Genomic DNA, 20640 nt, shown 5'->3' with positions numbered 1-20640 from the left:
GCGGTGCGCGTCACTCCATCACGACCCCGAGGAGCCCGCACCGATGACGTTCACTCGACGCTTCGTTTCCGTGTCGATCGCGCTCGCGCTGTGTGCGTGCGGCAGCGACCCCGTGCTCTCGGACCGTGACGGCGGTGCCGGCGATGCGTCGACGCCCGACGCGCACGTGCCGGACGTCGACGGCGGCCGTGGTGACGCGGGCCCGCCTCCGGTCGACGGCGGACCGGCGTGCGCGACGCGCGAGCCCGAGTTCCCGGCGGACCCCACTGCGGGCGCGTGGGAGCCGGGCTACGCGAATCCCGGCGTCGGCGGCGACCTGCCGAACGTGAACTCGATCGGCTTCGGCGCCGACGGCACCGTCTACATCGGTGGCGAGTTCACGACGGCCGGCTATCAGGCCGCGCGCAACATCGCGGCGTGGGACGGCGCGACCGGCTGGCGCCCGATGGGCGAGGGACTGAGCGGCCGTGTGCGCTCGATCGCGGTCGCGACCGACGGGACCGTCCACGCGGCGTACGCGCCGGACGACGGCTGGGAAGCGACGCGCATCGCGCGCTGGAACGGCACGGCGTGGACGACCGTCGCCGAGAGCACCGGCTCGATCGAGGAGATCGTGTTCGTCGGCACGACGCTCCTCGCCGCGGGTGGGTTCACGCAGATCGGCGGCGTGGACGTCGCGGGGCTCGCGCGCTTCGACGGCACCACGTGGACCGGCTACGCGGGCCTCGCGCCCGACGGAACCGTGCAGGCGATCTCCGCGACGTCGCTGAACGACGTGTGCATCGGCGGCAGCTTCTCGACGCTCGGTGTCGTCGCGTCGCGCGGCGCGGCGTGCTGGAACGGCACCGCGTGGCAGGCGCGTCCGCTCCCCTTCGAGCACTACATCGGCTTCTACGATCTGCAGCGTGATCCCGCCGACGGATCGCTGGTGGGCGCGGGCGACTTCATGCTCGACGACACCGGCACGAACGGCGGCAGCATCGCGCGCTGGGTCGGCGATCGCTGGGAGCTGATCGGCCGCGGCGTGATGAGCGAGTTCGGGCCGGGAAGCACCAAGTCGGTGCGTGGCGTCGCGTTCGCGCCGAGCGGCATGTACGTGGGCGGTGCGTTCCGCGCGATCGACGCGGCGGAGCCGCGCCCGGTCAACGCGGTCGCGCGCTGGCGCGAGGGCGAGTGGGACGACATCGGCGGCGTCTACGCCGAGGTCGGCTTCATCGGCGGCAGCGACAACGTCTACATGGTCGGCGCGGGCCCCGACGGCAGCGTCTACTTCGGCGGCCTCTTCACGCGCTCGGACAGCGTCACCGTCTCGCACGTCGTGCGCTTCGACGGGACGTACTGGTCGGCGCTGCGCACGCCCGACGAGGAGTACGAGGGCGTCGCGGGCTCGGTCGCGGTGCTCGAGCGCGAGGCGTCGTGCGCGATCTACGTCGGCGGCACGTTCACCTACGCCGGGCCGATCCGCGCGAACAACATCGCGCGCTACACACGCGAGGGTGGCTACCAGGCGCTCGGCGACGGCGTGGTCGGCAGCGTGCTCGAGATCGAGGTGCTCGGTGAGGGTCGCGTCGTCGCGGGCGGCGCGTTCTCCGACGAGAGCGGCACCGTCTTCCGCAACGTCGCGCTCTGGGACGCGTCGGAGTGGCGCCCGCTGGGCGGCAGCGTCGACGGCGAGGTGAGCGCGCTCGAGAGCGTCCCGGCGGACTCGCCCGATGCGCAGGAGCTGATCTACGTCGGCGGCGACTTCGACAACGCCGGTGAGGTGCCCGCGGAGGACCTCGCGATGTGGAACGGCGAGGTCTGGACGGCGATCGGCGGCGGCTTCGAAGGCTATCCGTACGACTGGGATCCGACCGGTGAAGAGCGCGCGGGCACCTCGGTGCGCGCGATCCTCCGCGACCCCGAGAGCGGCGATCTGATCGTCGCGGGCGCGTTCCGCACCGCGGGGCCCGACGGGCTCGTGGTGAACAACATCGCGCGCTGGGACGGCGAGGCGTGGCACGCCTACGGCGACGGCCTGGGGCGCATCTCCGAGCACCCGAACGCGCTGGCGTTCTGGAACGGTCGCCTCGTCGCGGTGGGCACGTTCGAGAGCAGCGGCGAGACGACGGTCGGCCGCGTCGCGGCGTGGAACGGCACCGCGTGGGAGGCGGTCGGACCGATCCCGCTCGAGGGCTTCCCGCACGTCGTCGCGGTCGAGGCGGTCGGCAGCGCGCTCTACGTCGGCGGCAGCATGCAGTTCGGCGAGGGCGAGGGCACGCACGTCGCGGTCTACGACGGCACGACGTGGACGCCGCTCGGCGAGGGCGCGAGCGACATCGTCGAGGCGCTCGTCGGGATGGACGAGGGCGTGTACGTCGGTGGCACCTTCGACCGCACCGGCACCTCCCCCTCGGTCGGGCTGTCGCTCTGGCGGTTCGCGCCCTGAAGACGCAGAAGAGGAGCACGCAGTGATGACTCCCCTCTCGAGACACGCGCCGTGGCTCGCGCTGCTGGCGCTCGCGCTGAGCTCTCTGGGAGGAGGCGCGTGCACCGAGCGCGGCGACGACCCGCCCGACACCACCGACGGCGGCAACGAGGTCGTCTCGCTCGAGCTGGATCCGGCCGAGGCCGAGCTCCTGAGCGCCGACGGATCGATGCCGACCGTCACGCTGCGCGCGTTCGCGCGCACGGTGCAGGGCGAGCGCGTCGAGGTGTCGCCGGAGAGCTGGACGCTCTCGCACGATCGCATCGGCGCGATCGACGAGCACGGCACGTTCACGGCGAGCGGGCGCGCCGGCGGCGCGGTGCAGGTCACTGCGCGCGTGCCCGGTGTCATTGCGCCGGTCGTCGGGCACGCGACGATCCGCGTGCGCCTCACGCTCTCGGTGCCGCTCGATCCGACGGTGCCGCCCACGGTGCCCGATCGGTTCGACACGCTGCCCGAGGTCGAAGAGCCCTTCGAGTCGCCCGCGCTGCTCTATCCGCTCGAGGGCGCGCGCATGCCGAACAACGTCGGCGCGCCCGAGCTGCAGTGGGAGCCGTTCGCGCAGGCGGGCGATGCGTTCCGCGTGGTGATCGAGACGCCGCACGCGATGGTGCGCGCGTACGCCTACGACGACGGCCGCACGTTCCGCGCGAGCTATCCGATCGATCGCAACACGTGGCGCGTCGTCGCGGACAGCGCGCTCGGCGAGGAGGTCACGCTGCGTGTCGATCGCATCCCGAGCGGCGGCAGCGAGGTCGTGCGCGGCACGCCGGTGACCGTCTGGCTCAGCGAGGACGGCGTCTTCGGCACCGTCTACTACTGGCAGGTGCGCGTCGATCCGCAGGGCAGCGACGTGCTTCGTCTCGATGCGGCGAGCGGCACGCGACAGAGCGTGTTCGGCACCGAGTCGGGTGGCTGCGTCGGCTGTCACGCGCTCTCGCACGACGGGCGTCAGCTCTCGGCGACGCTCGACTCGCGCGCCGTGCAGTGGACGACCGCGGTCGTCGACACGACGAGCGCGAGCGCGCCGCCGCCCGACGTGATGGGCCCGTTCACGCCGGCCTATCACTTCATGGCGTTCTCGCCCGACGCGACGCGCATCCTCGCGAGCCGTCCGCTCGCGCCCGCGACGCGCGACGTGACCGCGCTCTTCTTGCTCGACGGAGCGACCGGCGCCGAGATCGCGGCGACGGGGCTGCCCACCGGTCAGGCCGGATATCCGACGTGGTCGCCCGACGGCGCGCGCGTCGCGTGGATGGACGGCGGCAGCGACGGCCCGAGCGGGACGCGCAACGCGACGCGCATCCTCGTGAGCGAGGTCGGCGAGGGCGATGCGTTCGGCGCGTCGAGCGTCGTGCACGAGGGCGCGAGCCTCGCGTCGGCGCCCGAGGGCGGGAGCACGGACTCACGCCCGACGTGGTCGCCCGACTCGCGCTTCCTCGCGTTCGCGCACGGCACGAGCTCGGTGTCCTCGGTGCAGTTCGACGCCGAGCCTCCGACCGCGTCGCTCTATCTCGCGTCGCGCGACGGCGGCACGCCGATCCGCCTCGTGCGCGGCATGGGCGAGGGCGGTCCCGTGGACGCGTTCTGGCCCGTGTTCTCGCCCTTCGTGACCGAGGAGCGCGATGGCTCGCGGCTCTTCTGGCTCGCGTTCTACTCGCGCCAGGACTTCGGGAACGCGCGCGCCGGAACGGCGGGCACGTCGCGGCGCCAGCTCTGGGTCATGGCGATCGATCCCGAGGCCGCGGAGCGCGGCGAGGATCCGAGCTCGCCGCCGTACTGGCTCACCGGCCAGGACACGCATGCCGACGACATCGCGGCGCTCTGGGCGCCGACGAGCTGCCGCGGTCGCGACGAGTCGTGCAGCACCTCGTCGGAGTGCTGCTCCGGGGAGTGCGCCGCGGCGGATCCCTCGATGCCCGACGTGCTCACGTGCCGCCCGCCGACGGTGTGCCGCCGCTCGGGCGAGTCGTGCGAGGACGCGAGCGACTGCTGCGGCGGCCTCGAGTGCAACCTCGGCGTCTGCGGATACGTCCCTCCGATTTGATCCGCATCTCGTTCTTCGCTTCCGCGGACGTGCACGTGCCGGTGCGCGCGCTCGTGCACGTCCTCTCTTCGAGCCTCGTTGCGTGAGGTCCCCATGCGTCGTCTCGCTCCTCTGCTCTCGATCGCGCTCTCGCTCGTGACGTCCGGGTGCGTCGTCGAGGAGGGTCCGCTCCTGCCGATGCGCGACTCCGGCGTCGACGCGGAGATGCCCGACGGCGGCCCGATCGACGCGGGCTTCTCGTGCACGCCCGATGCGCCCGGGTGCTTCGGGTACGTGCACTACGTGTGCGGCGACGACGGCGCGTCGCGCGAGGACGAGCAGGTCTGCGAGGGCGGCTGCGATCCCGCGATGGGCTGCATCGAGTGCGTGCCCGGCTCGTTCCGCTGCGACGGAACGGTGTCGACGCGCTGCGACGAGGATCACCGCTGGCAGCCGGTGCGCGACTGCAGCGAGTGGGGCTCGGCGTGCGGCGGTTCGGGCATCTGCGACGACGCCTGCGGCCTCGCCGAGGCGGTGCGCTCCAACGTCGGCTGCGAGTACTGGCCGGTCCCGCTCGCGAACATCCGTGAGCTCAACTCGCGCGCGTACGACTTCCGCGTCGTCGTCGCGAACCCCGGCAGCACGCGCGCGACGGTCTCGATCTCGCGCGCGGGTCGCGTGATCGAGACGCGGCAGGTCACGCCCGGCGGGGTCGCCGAGATCACGCTGCCGTGGATCGAGGGCGTGTCGTTCCCCTTCGCGAGCAACGACTGGGAGAGCGTCGTCACCGCCGACGGCGCGTACCGCCTCACCTCGTCGGTGCCGGTGATCGTCACGCAGTTCAACCCGTTCCACTACGCGTCGGCGGTGGCCGACTACTCGTTCACCAACGACGCGTCGCTGCTGCTGCCCGCGCACGTGCTCGGCCGCGAGCACGTCGGCACCTCGTACGTGCCCTTCTCGATCAGCGACGACTTCGATCCCACCGACGAATATCCCGCCGACAGCGCGCGCTATCCCGGTTACCTCGCGGTGGTCGGCGTCTCCGCGGAGCCCACCGCGGTCGAGATCGAGGTCGCGGGCGACGTCGCCGCCGACGCGGGCGGACGCTGGGAGGCGACGGCGCGCGGTGGCACCATCCGCTTCACGCTCGCGCGCGGCGAGGTCGCGCAGATCGCGGCCGCGGTGCCGCCGGTCTGTGCGCCCGATCGCCCCGGCTTCCACGACGTCGAAGAGGACGAGCCGCGCGTCACGGCGTACTGCCGCGAGGAGCAGTTCGACCTCACGGGCTCGCGCGTGCACAGCGATCGACCGGTCGCGGTGTTCGGCGGCCACACGTGCACGAACATCCCGTACGACATCGTCGCGTGCGATCACCTCGAGACGCAGCTCGCGCCCGTGGAGACGTGGGGCAAGCGCTTCTCGACGATGCCGATGCGCGACCCCGAGACGACGATCGCGAACCTGCTGCGCATCACCGCCGCGCACGACGGGACGACCGTCACGCTCGATCCTCCGCCGCGCAGCGGCGGCGAGGTCACGCTCGACGCGGGCGAGCACGTCGAGCTCGAGTTCGATCAGGCGATGATCATCACCTCGTCGCTCCCGGTGCAGGTCGCGCAGCTCCTCGTCGGCCAGAACATCACCGATCCGCCGCTCGAGCGCGGCGACCCCGGCATGACGACGCTGGTGCCCGAGGAGCAGTACCGCCGCGACTACGTGTTCGCGATGCCCTCGTCGTACGCGCCGCTCGCGCGAGGTCAGTCGTATCTCCTGATCTCGCGCGAGCCGAGCGCGGAGATCACGCTCGACGGACGCGCGCTCGAGGCGGAGTGGACGCGCGTCGGTGATCGAGAGCTCGCCATCGTCCCGGTGCCCGCGGGCAACCACCGCCTCACCGCGGCGTCGCCCGTCGGTCTGATCGCGTACGGCCTCGGCCTCTACACGTCGTACGCGTATCCCGCGGGCCTCGACCTTCGCATCATCCCGATCTGATCGATTCGCGCGCGTGATCGCGCGACCGGTGTGCATGGAGAGAGCGGCGCATCGCGCCGCTCTTTTCACATTTCTGAGCCGGTCGCGTCCGGTGTCCGTCACCCCATCACGACTCGCGAGGAGACGGCATCCCGATGACGCTCGTTCGCTCTTTGCTTTCCTTCACCGCCGTCGTCGCGCTCTCCGCGTGCAACGACGGTCCGCTGCTCTCCGACCGCGATGGCGGCGTGACGAGCGATGCGCAGCTCCTCGATGCGCAGCCTCCCGTGCCCGACGGAGGGGACGGCGGTCCGCCGCGCGTCGACTCCGGTCCGCCGTGCATCGAGATCGAGCCGGACGCGCCGGCCGATCCGACGCAGGGCGAGTGGGAGAATCGCTTCGCGGTGCCGGGCGTCGGCGGCGACCTCCCGAACGTGAGCGAGATCGCGTTCGGCCCGAGCGGCGAGGTCTACATCGCGGGCACCTTCGACGCGGCCGGATACGCGCCCGCGAACAACGTCGCGGTGTGGACCGCGGCCGGTGGCTGGCGCGCGCTCGGTGACGGCCTCGAAGGGCAGGTCCGCGCGCTCGCGGTCGAGGGCTCGACCGTGTGGGCCGCGTGGACGCCTCCGAGCGAGTGGGAGAACACGCGCCTCTCGCGCTGGGACGGCTCCTCGTGGACCGAGGTCGCGGCGAGCGAGGGCGCGATCGTCGATCTCGCGATCGTCGGGTCCACGCTGATCGCGGCCGGCCACTTCACGCGCATCGGCGGCGTCGACGCGACCTATCTCGCGCGTCTCGACGGCACGACGTGGAGCGCGTGGGAGGGCTTCACGCCCGATCAGGGCGTCGAGACGATCTCCGCGCGCGCGCTCGACGACGTCTGCGTGGGCGGCGCGTTCAGCACGCTCGGCGCGATCGAGGCGCGCTCGGTCGCCTGCTGGAACGGCACCGCGTGGAGCGCGCGCAGCTTGCCGATGCCGCACTTCGTGGTGAACCAGCTGGTGCGCGATCGCGACGGCGTGACGTTGATCGCGGGCGGCAGCTTCGCGCTCACGACGCGAGGCGAGTTGGGCGAGCTGGCGAACGAAGGGAGCATCGCGCGCTGGGCCGGCGATCACTGGGAGCTGATCGGCAACGGCGTGTCCGATCTCTTCGGCGGCCCGGGGCTCGTGCGCGGTGTCGCGATCGTCGATCACGGGCTCTACGTCGGCGGCGCGTTCGACTGGGCCGGCGGCTACGAGACGCTCGCCACGCCGCACGTCGCGCGCTGGGACGGAGCGCGCTGGCACGACATCGGTGGCCTCTGGAAGGACGTCGGCTTCTCGATCGACGAGAACGTCTGGTTCGTCGCGGCCGGGCCCGACGGCAGCGTGTACTTCGGCGGGCTCTTCACGCACGCGGGCAGCACGCGCGCGTCGCACGTCGTGCGCTACGACGGCACGTACTGGTCGTCGCTGCGCACGCCGGGTGAGCGGACCGAGGGCGTCGCCGGCAACGTGTTCGCGATGGATCGCGTCGGCACGTGCGCGCTCTACATCGGCGGAGAGTTCGAGTACGTCGGCGACGTCCGCGCGGACAACATCGCGCGCTACACGCGCGAGGGCGGGTTCGAGACGCTCGGCCGCGGCCTGCTCGGCGTGGTGAACGCGATCGAGGCGACGACCGACGGCGCGCGCGTGTACGCCGGCGGCGAGTTCCGCGACAACAACACCGGCACCGAATTCGCGAACCTGGCCGCGTGGGACGGCGCGCGGTGGAGCGAGGTCGGCGGCGGCACCAACGGCCCGGTGCGCGCGCTGCTGCACGTGCTCGGCGAAGGCGCGGACGATCCCGATCTGCTCTTCGTCGGCGGTGACTTCACCGAGGTCGGTGGGAGCACGCCCGCGAGCGGCCTCGCGGTGTGGGACGGCGAGTCGTGGACCGCGATCCCCGGCCTCGTCGGCTGGCAGTTCGAGTGGGCCGAAGAGCCCAACGCGGCGGCCATCTATGCGATCGCGCGCGACGCCGCGACCGGCGATCTCTACGTCGCGGGATCGTTCGCGCGCGCGGGCGAGCTCGACGTCACGAACGTCGCGCGCTGGGACGGCGAGGCGTGGCACGCGCTCGGCGACGGGCTCGCGCGGCCCTTCGAGGTGGTGTGGTCGCTCGCGTGGTGGCGCGACCGCCTCGTCGCGGGCGGCACGATCCACAACAGCGGCGCCGCGCCGATCGAGGCCGTCGCCGCGTGGAACGGCACCGCGTGGGAGAACCTCGGTGCAGGGCTCTCGAGCCGCAACGCGCCCGACCACTCGGGACGCGCGGCGTACTCGCTCCACGCGTACGGCGATCACCTCTACGCGGGCGGCACGTTCAGCATCACGCCGGGAGAGCCGAACGAGTCGGTGGGCGTCTTCGACGGCACCACGTGGCGCGGCTTCGAAGGTGGCGTGAGCGACATCGTGCACGGCCTCGTCGTGATGGACGACGGCCTCTACGTGGGCGGCGGGTTCGCGCGCGCGGGCACGGGACCGAGCGTGGGCCTCGCACACTTCGCATTCGGAGCGGGCGAGTGATGACGACGAGACTCTCGATGTCGCTCGGCGTGGCGCTCGCGCTCGCCGCGTGCACGACCGGCGAGACGCCGATGGGCGAGCCCGACGGCGGCCTGCAGACCGCGAGCCTCGTGCTCGAGCCCGCCGAGGTGGAGCTCACGAGCATCGAGGGCGCGACGCCCACCGCGAGCTTCCGCGCCTACGCGCGCACGCTCGACGGCGAGATGATCGAGGTGACGCCCGAGTCGTGGCGGCTCACCCACGACCGCATCGGCGCGGTCGACGCGAGCGGCGTGTTCACCGCGGACGGGCGCGCCGGAGGTGTCGTCGAGGTCGTCGCGCGCGCGCCCGGCGCGATCGCCACGATCGAAGGTCGCGCGACGGTGCGTGTGCTGATCGAGCGCGACGCGCCGCTCGATCCCAGCGTGCCGCCGAGCGTGCCTGATCGCTTCGATCTCCCCGAGGCGGAGGATCCCTTCGAGAGCGTGCTGCTCGAGTACCCGCTCGACGGCGCGCGCATGCCGAACAACGTCGCTCCTCCCGTCGTGCAGTGGGACCCGCTCCCGCGCGGCGGCGCCGACGACGCGTACCGCATCGTGCTCTCGACGCCGTACGCGACGGTGCGCGCGTACGCGTACGACAGCGGTCGTGGCTTCACGTCGAGCTGGGCGAGCGATCGCGAGACGTGGCGCACCATCGCGGACAGCGCGCGCGGCGAAGAGCTCGAGCTGCGCGTCGATCGCGTCGCGTCGGGCGGCACCACGGTGTTCCTCGGTCAGCCGGTGCGCGTCTGGCTCAGCGAGGACGGCCTCTACGGCACCGTCTACTACTGGCAGGTCCGCCCCGATCCGCAGTCGAGTGACGTGTTCCGCCTCGACGCGGCGACCGGTGCGCGCGCGAGCGTGTTCGGCACCGAGAGCGGCGCATGCGTCGGCTGCCACTCGCTCTCGCACGACGGCCGCCGCCTCGCATCGACGCTCGACTCGCGCGCCGCGACGTGGGCGACCACGATCGTCGACACCGCGAGCAGCACCGCGCCTCCGCCCGACCTGCTCGGGCCCTTCGAGCCCTCGTATCACTTCCTCGCGTTCCGACCCGACGGCGCGCGCATCCTCGCGAGCCGCGCCGAGGGCACCGAGGCGAGCGGCGTGTCGCGCCTCGTGATGCTCGACGGCGCGACCGGCCTGCCGACGTCCGCAACGGGCCTGCCCGAGGGCGACGCAGGCTATCCCGCGTGGTCGGCCGACGGCGCGTGGGTCGCGTGGATGCAGGGCGGCGGTGACGGTCCGCGGGGCACGCGCGCGCCGACGACCATCGTCGTCGCGCCGATCGAGGGCGACGACGCGCTCGGTGCGCCGCGCATCGTGCACGAGGGCGCGTCCCTCTCCGAGTCGTCCGAGGGCGGCTCGACCGACTCGCGCCCGACGTGGTCGCCCGACTCGCGCTTCCTCGCGTTCGCGCACGGCGCGAGCTCGGTCTCCGCGACCGAATTCGGCGCCGAGCCTCCGCGCGCCGCGCTCTACGTCGTCTCGCGTGAGGGCGGCGCTCCGATCCGCCTCGAGCGCGGCATGGGCGTCGAGGGCCAGGTCGACGCGTTCTGGCCCGTCTTCTCGCCCTTCGTCACCGAAGAAGCCGACGGCACGCGCCTCTACTGGCTCGCGTTCTACTCGCGCCAGGACTACGGCAATGCGTACGCGGGCACGCGCGACACCGGTCGTCGTCAGCTCTGGGTGACCGCGATCGATCCCGCGCTCGTCGAGCGCGGCGAAGATCCGAGCTCGCCGCCGTACTGGCTGCCGGGTCAGGACACGCGCGCCGACGACATCGCCGCGCTCTGGGCACCGACCGGGTGCCGCGGGCAGGGCGAGTCGTGCAGCACCTCGAGCGAGTGCTGCTCGGGCGAGTGCGCGGCGAGCGATCCCTCGATGCCCGACGTGCTCACCTGCCAGCCGCCGAGCGTCTGCCGTCGTGGCGGCGAGTCGTGCGAGACCGCCGCCGACTGCTGCAGCGGCCTCGAGTGCAACCTCGGCGTCTGCGGATACGTCCCGCCGATCTGAGCTTGCGGGAGGGGTCTTGGAAGACCCCTCCCCCCGACCGGCAAAGCCGGATCGGGGCCCCAGCCCCGCTTGCTCTCGCGCGCGAAGCCAACCGGTGAACCCGAGCGCCGCGTCGGCTCGTGCACGCCCTCGCCATCTCGATCGAGCTCGAGGAGAGGTCCCCATGCGTCGTCTCGCTTGTCTTCTGCTCTCGCTCGTCACGTCCGCGTGCGTCGTCGACGACGGCCCGCTCCTCCCGAGCCGCGACGCGGGCGCCGATGCTCCGCCGCCCGACACCGGGCCCATCGACGCAGGCTTCACCTGCGAGCCCGATGCGCCCGGCTGCTTCGGCTACGTGCACTACGTCTGCGGCGCCGACGGCCACTCGCGCACCGACGAAGAGCTCTGCGAAGGCGGCTGCGATCCCGCGACGGGCTGCATCGAGTGCATCCCCGGCTCGTTCCGCTGCGACGGCGACGTCTCGCTCCGCTGCGACGAAGACCATCGATGGCTGCCGGTGCGCGACTGCTCCGAGTGGGGCGTCGCGTGCGGCGGCTCGGGTCTCTGCGACGACGCGTGCGGTCTCGCCGAGGCCGTGCGCTCCAACGTCGGCTGCGAGTACTGGCCGGTCCCGCTCGCGAACACGACCGAGCTCGAGCGGGACGCGTTCGACTTCCGCGTGGTCGTCGCGAACCCGAGCTCCGCGCCCGCCGACGTGACGATCACGCGCGGCCCGCGCCTCGTCGCGCGCGAGCGCGTTCCTCCCGGAGGCCTCACCGAGATCCCGCTGCCCTGGGTCGACGGCGTGTCGTTCCCGATCGATCCCAACGACTGGGAGAGCGTGACCACCGCCGACGGCGCGTACCGGCTGATCTCGTCGCGCCCGGTGATCGTCTCGCAGTTCAACCCGTTCCACTACTCGCGGCTGGCTCGCAACTCCTTCAGCAACGACGCGTCGCTGCTGCTGCCCTCGCACGTGCTCGGCCGCGATCACGTCGCTGCGTCGTACGTCCCGATCTCGACGGTCGGCACCACCTTCGACGGCGATCGCGTCTACTACCGCACCCCCGGCTACGTCGCGATCGTCGGCACCTCGAGCGAGCCGACGAACGTCGAGATCGTCGTCGGTGCGCACGTCGCCGCCGACTCCGGCGGTCGCTGGCCCGCCACCGCGCGCGGCGGGACGATCCGCTTCACGCTCGCGCGCGGCGAGGTCGCGCAGGTCGCGGCCGCGGTGCCGCCCGAGTGCGGCCCCGAGCGCCCGGTGTTCCACGACTACAGCCCCGAGCCCGAGATCGTCGCGGGCGCGTGCCGCGAGGACGAGTACGACCTCACCGGCTCGCGCGTGACGAGCGATCGCCCGATCTCGGTCTTCGGCGGCCACGTCTGCGCGTACGTGCCGTACGACGTCGGCGCCTGCGATCACCTCGAGACGACGCTCGCGCCGGTCGAGACCTGGGGCCGCAGCTACCAGACGATGCCGATGCGCGATCCCGACACCGACGTGCCGAACACGCTGCGCATCATCGCCGCGCACGACGGCACCGACGTGGCGATCACGCCCGACGTGCACCTCGACGATGCGTCGCTCGACGCCGGCGAGTGGATCGAGGTGACGTTCGATCACCCGGTGTCGATCACCGCGAGCCGTCCGATCCAGGTCGTGCAGCTCTCGGTCGGCCAGAACATCACCGACCCGCCGCTCGAGCGCGGCGACCCGTCGATGACGCACCTCGTGCCGACCGAGCAGTTCCGGCGCGACTACGTCTTCATCACGCCGTCGTCGTACACGCCGGTCGTGAACGGCCAGTCGTATCTCGTGATCTCGCGCGAGCCCGACGAGCCGATCACGCTCGACGGCCGCACCATCGAAGCGACGTGGACGACCGTCGGTGATCGCGAGATCGCGACCGTGCCGGTGTCCGGCGGCACGCACGAGGTGCGCGCGGCCACGCCGGTGGGCGTGATGGCGTACGGTCTGGGCCTCTACACCTCCTACGCCTACCCCGCGGGCCTCGATCTCCGCGTGATTCCCATCTGATCGCGTGACGGCACGCACGGCGACCCTCTTGGCGCCTCGTCCTGCGGGATTGGCGCCCCCCCCGCCCGTCGGTTACACCGTCCGGTCGCTCCGGCCCCGCTCGGGGGCAGGCCCTGGCGAGACGGTGCCGTGAACCAGATCAAGCGCGTGCGCGACGGGATCATCAGCTTCGTGCTGCTGGCGCTCCCGTTCTTCGTCCTCAGCGCGCACCTGCGCGATCCCGCGCGCATCAATTCCGTCGACGAGTGGATCCTCGGGCTCACTTCGAACTTCCAGTCGGTCGCGGCGACCGCCGCCCGATGGACCTCCGAGGTCTTCGAGGACTACGTCTATCTCGTCGAGGTCCGCGAGGAGAACGACCGCCTCCGCGCCCAGGTCGCGCGCCTCGAGGAAGAGCGACATCGCCTCGCGTCGCAGGGCATCGAGAACCGTCGCCTCCGCTCGCTGCTCCAGCTGCGCGAGCGCCTCGGCGGCGAGGTGCTCGCCGCGCAGGTGATCGGCAAGGACGTCTCGCCCTTCTTCCGCGTCACGCGCATCGAGATCGATCGCGGCGAGCGGGATCACGTGCGGCCCGGCATGCCAGTCGTCGCCGCGCAGGGCCTCGTGGGCCAGGTGCGCCGCACGTTCGGTCGCTACTGCGACGTGCTGCTCGTCGTCGATCGCACGAGCGCGGTCGACGTGACGGTCCAGCGCACCGGCGCGCGCGGCATGCTCCGCGGCACCGGCGAGAGCGAGCGCTACATGGCGCGCATCCAGTACCTCGGCCGCGAGGACGCGGTGCGCGTCGGCGATCTCGTGCACACGAGCGGCCTCGGTCAGCGCTTCCCGGCGTCGATCCTCGTCGGTCGCGTGACGCGCATCGTGCGCCAGGAGTTCGGGCTCTGGCAGGAGGTCGAGGTCACGCCGGCCGTCGACTTCTCGAGCCTCGAGGAAGTGCTCGTGCTGACCGAGGGCTCGCGCGAGCAGAGCCTCGCGCCCGCGCAGGGCGAGGACGAGGGCGATGCGCGCGCCCGCTCGGCGGAGCTCTGAGGACACGAGGCGATGCGCTTCTTCGCCAACGGAGCGATCCTCGCGTTCGGGTTCCTCCTGCTCGTGCTGCAGGCCTCGCTCGCGGCGCGCGTGTCGCTGCATCCGTTCACGCCGAACCTCGTGCTGCCGATGGTGATCTTCCTCGGCGTACAGCCCGACGTCGGTCTGCTCCGCGGCGCCGCGCTCTCGTTCATCCTCGGCTACCTGCTCGACGCGTTCTGCGGCTCGCCGCTCGGGCTCTCGACGTTCGTCCTCGTCGCGACGTTCATGGTCGCGCGCGGCGCCGGCATCCGGCTCTTCCTGCGCGGCTCGCTCTTCCAGATCGCGCTGGTGTTCGTCGCGTCGATCCTCGCGGGCGGAACGATCCTGGCACTGCGTGCCATTTTCTCTCCGCCCGATCCGTTCCCGCTCGAGATGCCCGCGAGCGGCCTCGCCGGTGATCTCGTCGCGCTCTTCACGTCGCGCGCCGGCGACGACGCGCCGCGCGTCGGCAGTGTCGTCGGCACGGTCACGACGATGCTCGGATCGGCGCTCGCGACCGCGGTGGTCGCGCCCGCGATCTTCGCGACGATGCGCCGCCTCGACGCGCTCGAGACCCGCCGCCGCGACGCCGCAGAAGGAGCGCCCGCCGAATGAACCTCCTCAGCGTACGTCGCGAGGTCGGCGAGTTCCGCAAGCGCTACAAGTGGATGGCGCTCTTCGTCATCTGCGCGTTCACGTTCCTGCTCGGCCGCGCGTTCCAGCTGCAGGTCGTCGAGCACGATCACTACGGCGCGATCGCGCGCGAGAACATCACCAAGACGCTCACGCTGCCCGCCACGCGCGGCGTGATCCGCGATCGCACCGGGCGCATCGTCGTCACCAACCGCCCGGCGTACGACGTCTACGTCACGCCGCGACTGCTCCGCGAGGGCGACGTCGAGCGCATCGTCGAGCTCATGGGGCTCACCGCGGAGGAGCGCGCCGAGTTCGAGCGCCGCCTCGCGAACGTCCCCGAGCACCGGCTCGCGCACCAGATCCGCTTCTTCACCGACGTGCGCCGCGATCAGCTCGCGTCGCTCGAGACCCACGAGCTCGATCTCCCCGCGATCGACGTCGTGGTCTCGCCGCTCCGCACGTACCCCTACGAGCACCTCGGCGCGCACGCGATCGGCTATCTCAACGAGCTCACCGCCGAGGAGCTCGACGAGCTGCGCCCCGCCGGATATCGCCTCGGCGATCGCATCGGACGAAGCGGCGTCGAGCGCGCGTGGGAGAGCTTCCTGCGCGGCCGTCGCGGCTATCGCCGCGTCCCCGTCGATGCGCGCGGTCGCATCATGGAGGGCGTCGCCATCGAGGACGGACGCCCGACGCGCGTGGATCCGGTGCCCGGGCGCGACATGACGCTCACGCTCGACATGGATCTGATGCGCATCGCGGAGCGCGCGTTCCGTGGCCATCCGAGCGGTGCCGTCGTCGTCGTCGACGTGAACACCGGCGCCGTGCGCGCGCTCTTCAGCAAGCCGAGCTACGACCTCAACGAGCTCACGAGCGGCATGAGCCGCGATCGCTACGCCGAGATGCGCGACCCGCGATCGTTCCGCCCGCTCATCGATCGCACGATCTACGAGAGCTACTTCCCGGGCTCGACGTTCAAGCCGATCACCGCGATCGCCGCGCTCCAGGATCAGCTCGTCGATCCCGCCGCGCGTGTCGAGTGCTTCGGCGCGTACACCCTCGGCCGCACGCGCTTCCGCTGCACCGCGCAGCACGGCGAGATGGACATGCGCGAGGCGATGGTCCACTCGTGCAACGTCTACTTCTACGTGCTCGCGCAGCAGGTCGGCCTCGATCGCCTCGCGCGGGTCGCGCAGGACTTCGGGCTCGGTCGCCGCAGCGGCGTCGGCATCAACACCGAGGCGTCGGGCTTCATCCCGACGCGCGAGTGGTACGAGCGCGGCGATCAGCACTGGCGCGCCGGCTACGCGCTGAACACCGCGATCGGTCAGGGCGACACCCGCGTGACGCTGCTGCAGCTCGCGATGTCGTACGCGGCGATCGCGAACGGCGGCACGCTCTACGTGCCGCAGCTCGTCGAGACCGTGAGCTCACCGGACGGATCGATCGTCGAGGAGTTCCAGCCGCGCGTGCGCCGTCGCGTGCACGTCGATCGCGATCACCTCGAGTACGTCGTCGACTCGCTCTACGGCGCGGTCAACGATCAGGGCGGCACCGCGTACGACGCGCGCATCGACGGCGGTGTGATCGTCGCGGGCAAGACCGGCACCGCGCAGGTCAGCGAGCGGGCGCGCCACGACATCGATCCCGATCGCGCGTGGTACCTCAACCGACCGCACGCGTGGTTCGCGGGGTTCGCGCCGGCGGATCACCCGGAGGTCGCGATCGTGGTGCTCGTCGAGCACGGCGGCGCGGGCGGTCGACAGGCCGCGCCGATCGCGATCCGCATCCTCCAGGAGTACCTCGGCGGTCGAGAGCAGACCGTCACCGCGAGCGTGGGCGTGCCCGCGGTCGGAGCACGTTGATTCATGGCGACGCTGGGTAAGGGGTTTCGCGATCAGTTCGACTGGCCGCTCTTCGTGGCGGTCGCCGCGTTGTCGGTGATCGGCGTCACGAACCTCTACTCCGCGACCAGCGCGGCGCGCGCGGCGCTCTCCGAGCTCTACATCCAGCAGATCTACTGGCTCACGCTGGGCGCCGGCGTGGCGGTGCTGATCGTCGCGATCGACTACCGGCACTTCGAGCGCTTCGCATGGTTCGCGTACGGCGCGGGGATCGTGCTGCTGATCCTCGTCTTCCTGCTCGCGCCAGAGGTGCGCGGCTCGCAACGATGGATCCGCATCGGCGCGTTCTCGCTCCAGCCGAGCGAGCTGATGAAGATGTTCCTCATCGTCGCGCTCGCGAAGTACCTGCACAACGATCCGAAGACCGAAGGACGCACGCTCAAGGATCTCGTGATCCCCGGGATCATCCTCGGGGTGCCGATGCTGCTGATCCTGCGTCAGCCCGATCTCGGCACCGCGCTCATGTGCGCGTTCATCTTCACGAGCATCATGATGCTCACGAACCTGAAGCTGCGTTCGCTCTTCACGCTCGTGATGGCGTTCGTGCTGAGCGCGCCGGTCATCTGGCTCGTGGGCCTCGAGGAGTACCAGCGCGGTCGCTTCCTCTCGTACTTCGACATGATGTTCGGAGAGAACCCCGACATCCTGGGCGACGGCTGGCACACCTATCAGTCGATGGTCGCGATCGGCAGCGGTGGCTTCTGGGGCAAGGGCTTCATGCAGGGCACCCAGAACCAGCACCACTTCCTGCCCGATCAGCACTCCGACTTCCCGTTCTCGGTGTGGGCCGAGGAGCACGGCTTCCTCGGCGTGATGCTGCTCTTCGGTCTCTACGTGTTCCTGATCCTCTGGGGCCTGAAGGTCGCGAGCACCGCGAAGGATCGCTTCGGCGCGGTCATCGCGGTCGGCGTCAGCGCGTTCTTCTTCTGGCACACCGTGATCAACCTCGGGATGGTGTGCGGGCTCTTGCCGGTGGTCGGGATCACGCTGCCGCTGTTCTCCTATGGCGGGTCGAGCGTGCTCGTCAGCATGGTGGGGATCGGGCTGCTGATGAACGTGTCGATCCGGCGGTTCAGCTTCTAGGCAGCGCTTCGGCGAGAGGCGCGGGGTGGTGGGTCCGCCACCCTGGGTGCTCGCGGGCTGCTGGACGAGAGGGTGAGAGCGTTGGGCAGCGGTGGGCGCATCGCGGCGCGCGCTTCGCGCTCTGCCTCGATGCTGCGATCAGTCTGTGGTCGACGTCTGCGAGCCCCCGTCGCACGAGGGCGTCGGACCCACCACCCCACGCCCGGTACCGCGGTTCTGCCGGCTCGAGGGGTGAGGGTGGAGTGGCTCGCGGCTGGTCCGCGCTTCGCCGCGGCCCAGGCGCTCGCGGTTCGGGCTCTGCTGCGCACTCGCCCCGATCGGTCGGGCTCTGCTTCGCACTCGCCCCGAGTGGCGTGATACTCGTGTCGGCGCCGCCTATGACCGTGCCGGTTCGCAGAAACCCGATGCGCGACGTGGTCGCGATCTTCGCGCTGCTCGTGGTCGGCGCGTGCAACGAGCGCGAAGCGGACTGCGCGGAGCTCGGACGACGCTGCTTGCGCGGCGAGCTCATGGTCGATCGCTATGTGTGCTGGGACGGAGAGCGCGAGATGGAGTGGCTCTGCGACCCACCGCGCGACGGGGGCGTCTGGTCGGGTGACGCGAGCGTGGACGCAGCGACGGACTCCGGAGCGCTCGATGCTGGCGCGTTCGACTCGGGCGTCGTCCTCGATGGTGGCGCGCTCATCGACTCGAGCGTCGCAGTCGACTCCGGTGCTGCGACCGACTCTGGTGGCGCCGCCGACTCCGGTGCGGCGATCGTCGACGCAGGCGCAATCGTCGACTCGGGCCCTCCCGATTCCGGCACTCCCGCCGAGATGCGGTATTGCGTCGACATCGACGTCTCGAATACCTGCGTGATGTCGGTCTCGCCGCGCGAGATCACGATTCCTGCCGGGCAGACTGCGTACTTCTGCTGGCGCAATCGCTCGCGCGACTACGCGATCGACGTCTGGCTCTCGTATGGCGGCGGCTACACCGAGCTCGCGCCGGGGGCGACGTGGAACGAGCCCATCGGGCACTGCCTCGGGCCGAATGCGCACGACGAGCACGCGGACATCGACACCGCGTGCTCGTCGCACCGCTTCGTCATCCACTGCCTCTGACGCTCAGCGCGTGTGGATCGGCCACGGCGTCTCGCGCGGGCCCGCCATCCAGTTGTCGTGGCGGCCGTCGAAGTAGATCACCTTCACGTCGTGGTTCGGGTCGACGTCGTCGAGCGTGTTGCAGTTCACCGACACGAAGTCGCCGCCGAGGTACTCGAGGTGGCCCGCGCCGTAGACGTGGATGCCGCACAGCTTGCAGAAGTAGCGCGCGCCGACCTCGCCCCAGCGGTACTCGCTCAGCGCGCCCGAGCCGCTCGTCAGGCGGAACGCGGCGGGCTTCACGTTCGTCCCGGTCTGCGCGACTTTCGCGCAGATCGAGCAGTTGCAGCGGCTGAGCGGTTGGCTCAGGTCGAGCGCCACCTCGAAGCGCACCGCGCCGCAGTGACATCCGCCCACGTAGCTCTTGGTCCCTGCCGCCTTCTGCACGTCCGTCATCGGGTCTCCTCCGCAGGCGCCGTCGCCCACGAAGTGAAGGTGTACCTCAACCGATGTCAGCCTTCTGTCAGGTTTGGTCGGTCGCGAGCGGCCGTTCGCTTCGTGCGACATTGAGAATCGTTATCAGCTCTGGTAGACGAAGCGGATGGTGCTTCGCTCCCATCTCCATCGCTCGCTCCGTCGTCGGGAGGCGCCGTGACGAGCGCTCCGTGCCACTACGAGACGCTCGCCTCCGAGGGCGCGTTCTCCGTCCAGCGATGCACCGAGTGCGGCGGGCTCACGCTCCACGTCGGCTTCGTCTCGGTGCGCCTCGACGAGCGAGCCTTCCGGACGGTGCACGACACGATGTCCGCCGCGCGTCGGGCCCTCGCGACCCGCGGGATCGGCCACCGCGAGGGCATCCGGGGGACCGCGTGACGACGCTCTCCGCGAGGTTGCGCTCCGAGACCCGTCGCGAGCACGTCCTCGCGGAGGCCACGCGCCTCGCGCGCGCGTTCTTCGCCGGCCGCCTCGATGCGCACGCGTACGCGCTCGGCCTCGTGCGGATGGAGCCCGTCTACGAGGCGCTCGAGACGTCGCTCGCCACCAGCGCCGAGCCGCTGCTGCGCGCGTTCGATCGCCCAGAGCTCCACCGGCTCGCCGCGCTCCGCGCCGACCTCGCTGCCCTCGGCCGCCCGCCTTCCTCCGCGCCGAACGGCTACGCCGCGCGCGTCCGGCTCGTGGCGCACGACGAGCCGATCGCGCTGCTCGGGCACTTCTACGTGCGCTACTTCGCCGACCTCTCGGGCGGTGCGGTCGTGGGGCGTCTCGCGCCTCGCCTGTTCCGACTCCCGCCCGGGCTCGACCCCGCGTACTTCGCGTTCCCCGGCATCGCGGATCGCGCGGCCTACAAGGACGAGCTGCGCGCGTACCTCGATGCGGTCCCGCGCACGCACCACGACGTCGTCGTCGAGGAGGCGCGCCGCGCGTTCCTGCTGCATCGGGAGCTCGTGGACGCGCTCTTCGACGACCTCGAGCACACCAGGCCGCCGCCGAGGGCGCTGGTCCCGACGCGACGTTCGTGAGCCGCGGAAGGGTCGGCGCCGGAGTCGCGTAGGGTGGCGACGTGCAGCTCCTCGTCGCCGTCGCGCTCGCCGTCGTCGCGTGCGCGGTGCTCTACGTGCTCGCCCGCCCGCCGCGTCCCCGCGCGCGGAGCGTCGTCGAGCTGCGCGATCAGCTCCGCCGCATGACCCACGACGCCGAGGTCGCCGAGCGCCTCGTCGATCGCATGCGCCGCCGCCATCCCGACGCGAGCGAGCGCACCGTGCTGCGCCTCGCGATCGCCGAGCTCCGCGCCGATCGCCGCCGCTAG

At 71.5% G+C, this 20640-nt stretch carries 15 protein-coding genes; 14 read left to right on the top strand and 1 reads right to left on the bottom strand.

The annotated features are described in order from the left end of the window. The first annotated feature begins 43 nt into the window (after nt 1–43). From I5071_RS23425 to I5071_RS23375, 11 genes are all read left to right on the top strand, one after another. Nucleotides 44–2428 (top strand): hypothetical protein, encoded by a 2385-nt coding sequence (locus tag I5071_RS23425; RefSeq protein ID WP_236514811.1) that lies wholly within the window; start codon nt 44–46, stop codon nt 2426–2428. A gap of 25 nt (nt 2429–2453) precedes the next feature. Continuing rightward, nucleotides 2454–4514 (top strand): dickkopf-related protein, encoded by a 2061-nt coding sequence (locus tag I5071_RS23420; protein WP_236514810.1) that lies wholly within the window; start codon nt 2454–2456, stop codon nt 4512–4514. 93 nt (nt 4515–4607) lie between these two features. After that, entirely contained in the window at nt 4608–6488 is a 1881-nt protein-coding gene (locus I5071_RS23415; protein WP_236514809.1) for an IgGFc-binding protein, read from the top strand. 134 nt (nt 6489–6622) lie between these two features. Next, nucleotides 6623–9022, top strand: a complete 2400-nt coding sequence (locus I5071_RS23410; RefSeq protein WP_236514808.1) for a hypothetical protein — start codon at nt 6623–6625, stop codon at nt 9020–9022. Beyond that, nucleotides 9022–11058, top strand: a complete 2037-nt coding sequence (locus I5071_RS23405) for a hypothetical protein (protein WP_236514807.1) — start codon at nt 9022–9024, stop codon at nt 11056–11058. Before I5071_RS23410 ends, I5071_RS23405 begins: the two co-directional genes overlap by 1 nt. 163 nt (nt 11059–11221) lie before the next feature. After that, nucleotides 11222–13078 carry an IgGFc-binding protein gene (locus tag I5071_RS23400; protein WP_236514806.1) on the top strand — a complete coding sequence of 619 codons (1857 nt, stop codon included), beginning with the start codon at nt 11222–11224 and terminating at the stop codon, nt 13076–13078. Between the two features lie 129 nt (nt 13079–13207). After that, the gene (gene mreC / locus I5071_RS23395; protein ID WP_236514805.1) at nt 13208–14107 is read left to right on the top strand and encodes a rod shape-determining protein MreC; all 900 of its coding nucleotides are present in this window, start codon (nt 13208–13210) and stop codon (nt 14105–14107) included. A gap of 12 nt (nt 14108–14119) precedes the next feature. Further along, complete coding sequence (gene mreD / locus I5071_RS23390; protein ID WP_236514804.1) at nt 14120–14743, top strand: rod shape-determining protein MreD; 624 nt, start codon at nt 14120–14122, stop codon at nt 14741–14743. Then, a complete protein-coding gene (gene mrdA, locus I5071_RS23385) occupies nt 14740–16629 on the top strand; it encodes a penicillin-binding protein 2 (protein ID WP_236514803.1) in 1890 nt (629 codons plus the stop codon). The genes mreD and mrdA overlap by 4 nt, the downstream gene beginning before the upstream one ends. 3 nt (nt 16630–16632) lie before the next feature. Then, nucleotides 16633–17751 (top strand): rod shape-determining protein RodA, encoded by a 1119-nt coding sequence (gene rodA, locus I5071_RS23380; protein ID WP_236514793.1) that lies wholly within the window; start codon nt 16633–16635, stop codon nt 17749–17751. 404 nt (nt 17752–18155) lie between these two features. Then, complete coding sequence (locus I5071_RS23375; protein WP_236514791.1) at nt 18156–18854, top strand: hypothetical protein; 699 nt, start codon at nt 18156–18158, stop codon at nt 18852–18854. 3 nt (nt 18855–18857) lie between these two features. Here the strand turns inward: I5071_RS23375 and I5071_RS23370 are convergent, their stop codons facing one another. Continuing rightward, complete coding sequence (locus tag I5071_RS23370; protein ID WP_236514789.1) at nt 18858–19289, bottom strand: GFA family protein; 432 nt, start codon at nt 19287–19289, stop codon at nt 18858–18860. Nucleotides 19290–19484: 195 nt separating this feature from the next. Here I5071_RS23370 and I5071_RS23365 point away from each other — a divergent pair, with 195 nt between their 5' ends. From I5071_RS23365 to I5071_RS23355, 3 genes are read left to right on the top strand one after another with little or no spacing between them, the layout of a single operon-like run. Continuing rightward, nucleotides 19485–19706: a hypothetical protein gene (locus tag I5071_RS23365; protein WP_236514787.1), complete on the top strand. Its 222-nt coding sequence runs from the start codon at nt 19485–19487 to the stop codon at nt 19704–19706. Then, nucleotides 19703–20353 carry a biliverdin-producing heme oxygenase gene (locus I5071_RS23360; RefSeq protein ID WP_236514783.1) on the top strand — a complete coding sequence of 217 codons (651 nt, stop codon included), beginning with the start codon at nt 19703–19705 and terminating at the stop codon, nt 20351–20353. Before I5071_RS23365 ends, I5071_RS23360 begins: the two co-directional genes overlap by 4 nt. Nucleotides 20354–20394: 41 nt before the next feature. Further along, on the top strand, nt 20395–20640 hold the full coding sequence (locus I5071_RS23355) for a hypothetical protein (RefSeq protein ID WP_236514781.1): 246 nt from the start codon (nt 20395–20397) through the stop codon (nt 20638–20640).

It is taken from the genome of Sandaracinus amylolyticus, assembly GCF_021631985.1.
In the GTDB taxonomy this organism is placed as follows: Bacteria; Myxococcota_A; Polyangia; order Polyangiales; family Sandaracinaceae; genus Sandaracinus; species Sandaracinus amylolyticus_A.
The sequence above is the reverse complement of the archived record's forward strand: the minus strand, read 5'-3'. Positions and strand labels throughout refer to the sequence as shown.

Coding starts and splice junctions, on each gene's coding strand:
- I5071_RS23370 (WP_236514789.1), bottom strand. CDS start 19,289: ATGACGGACGTGCAGAAGGCGGCAGGGACCAAGAGCTACGTGGGCGGA.
- I5071_RS23420 (WP_236514810.1), top strand. CDS start 2,454: ATGACTCCCCTCTCGAGACACGCGCCGTGGCTCGCGCTGCTGGCGCTC.
- mreD (WP_236514804.1), top strand. CDS start 14,120: ATGCGCTTCTTCGCCAACGGAGCGATCCTCGCGTTCGGGTTCCTCCTG.
- I5071_RS23410 (WP_236514808.1), top strand. CDS start 6,623: ATGACGCTCGTTCGCTCTTTGCTTTCCTTCACCGCCGTCGTCGCGCTC.
- I5071_RS23405 (WP_236514807.1), top strand. CDS start 9,022: ATGACGACGAGACTCTCGATGTCGCTCGGCGTGGCGCTCGCGCTCGCC.
- rodA (WP_236514793.1), top strand. CDS start 16,633: ATGGCGACGCTGGGTAAGGGGTTTCGCGATCAGTTCGACTGGCCGCTC.
- I5071_RS23375 (WP_236514791.1), top strand. CDS start 18,156: ATGCGCGACGTGGTCGCGATCTTCGCGCTGCTCGTGGTCGGCGCGTGC.
- I5071_RS23400 (WP_236514806.1), top strand. CDS start 11,222: ATGCGTCGTCTCGCTTGTCTTCTGCTCTCGCTCGTCACGTCCGCGTGC.
- mrdA (WP_236514803.1), top strand. CDS start 14,740: ATGAACCTCCTCAGCGTACGTCGCGAGGTCGGCGAGTTCCGCAAGCGC.
- I5071_RS23425 (WP_236514811.1), top strand. CDS start 44: ATGACGTTCACTCGACGCTTCGTTTCCGTGTCGATCGCGCTCGCGCTG.
- I5071_RS23415 (WP_236514809.1), top strand. CDS start 4,608: ATGCGTCGTCTCGCTCCTCTGCTCTCGATCGCGCTCTCGCTCGTGACG.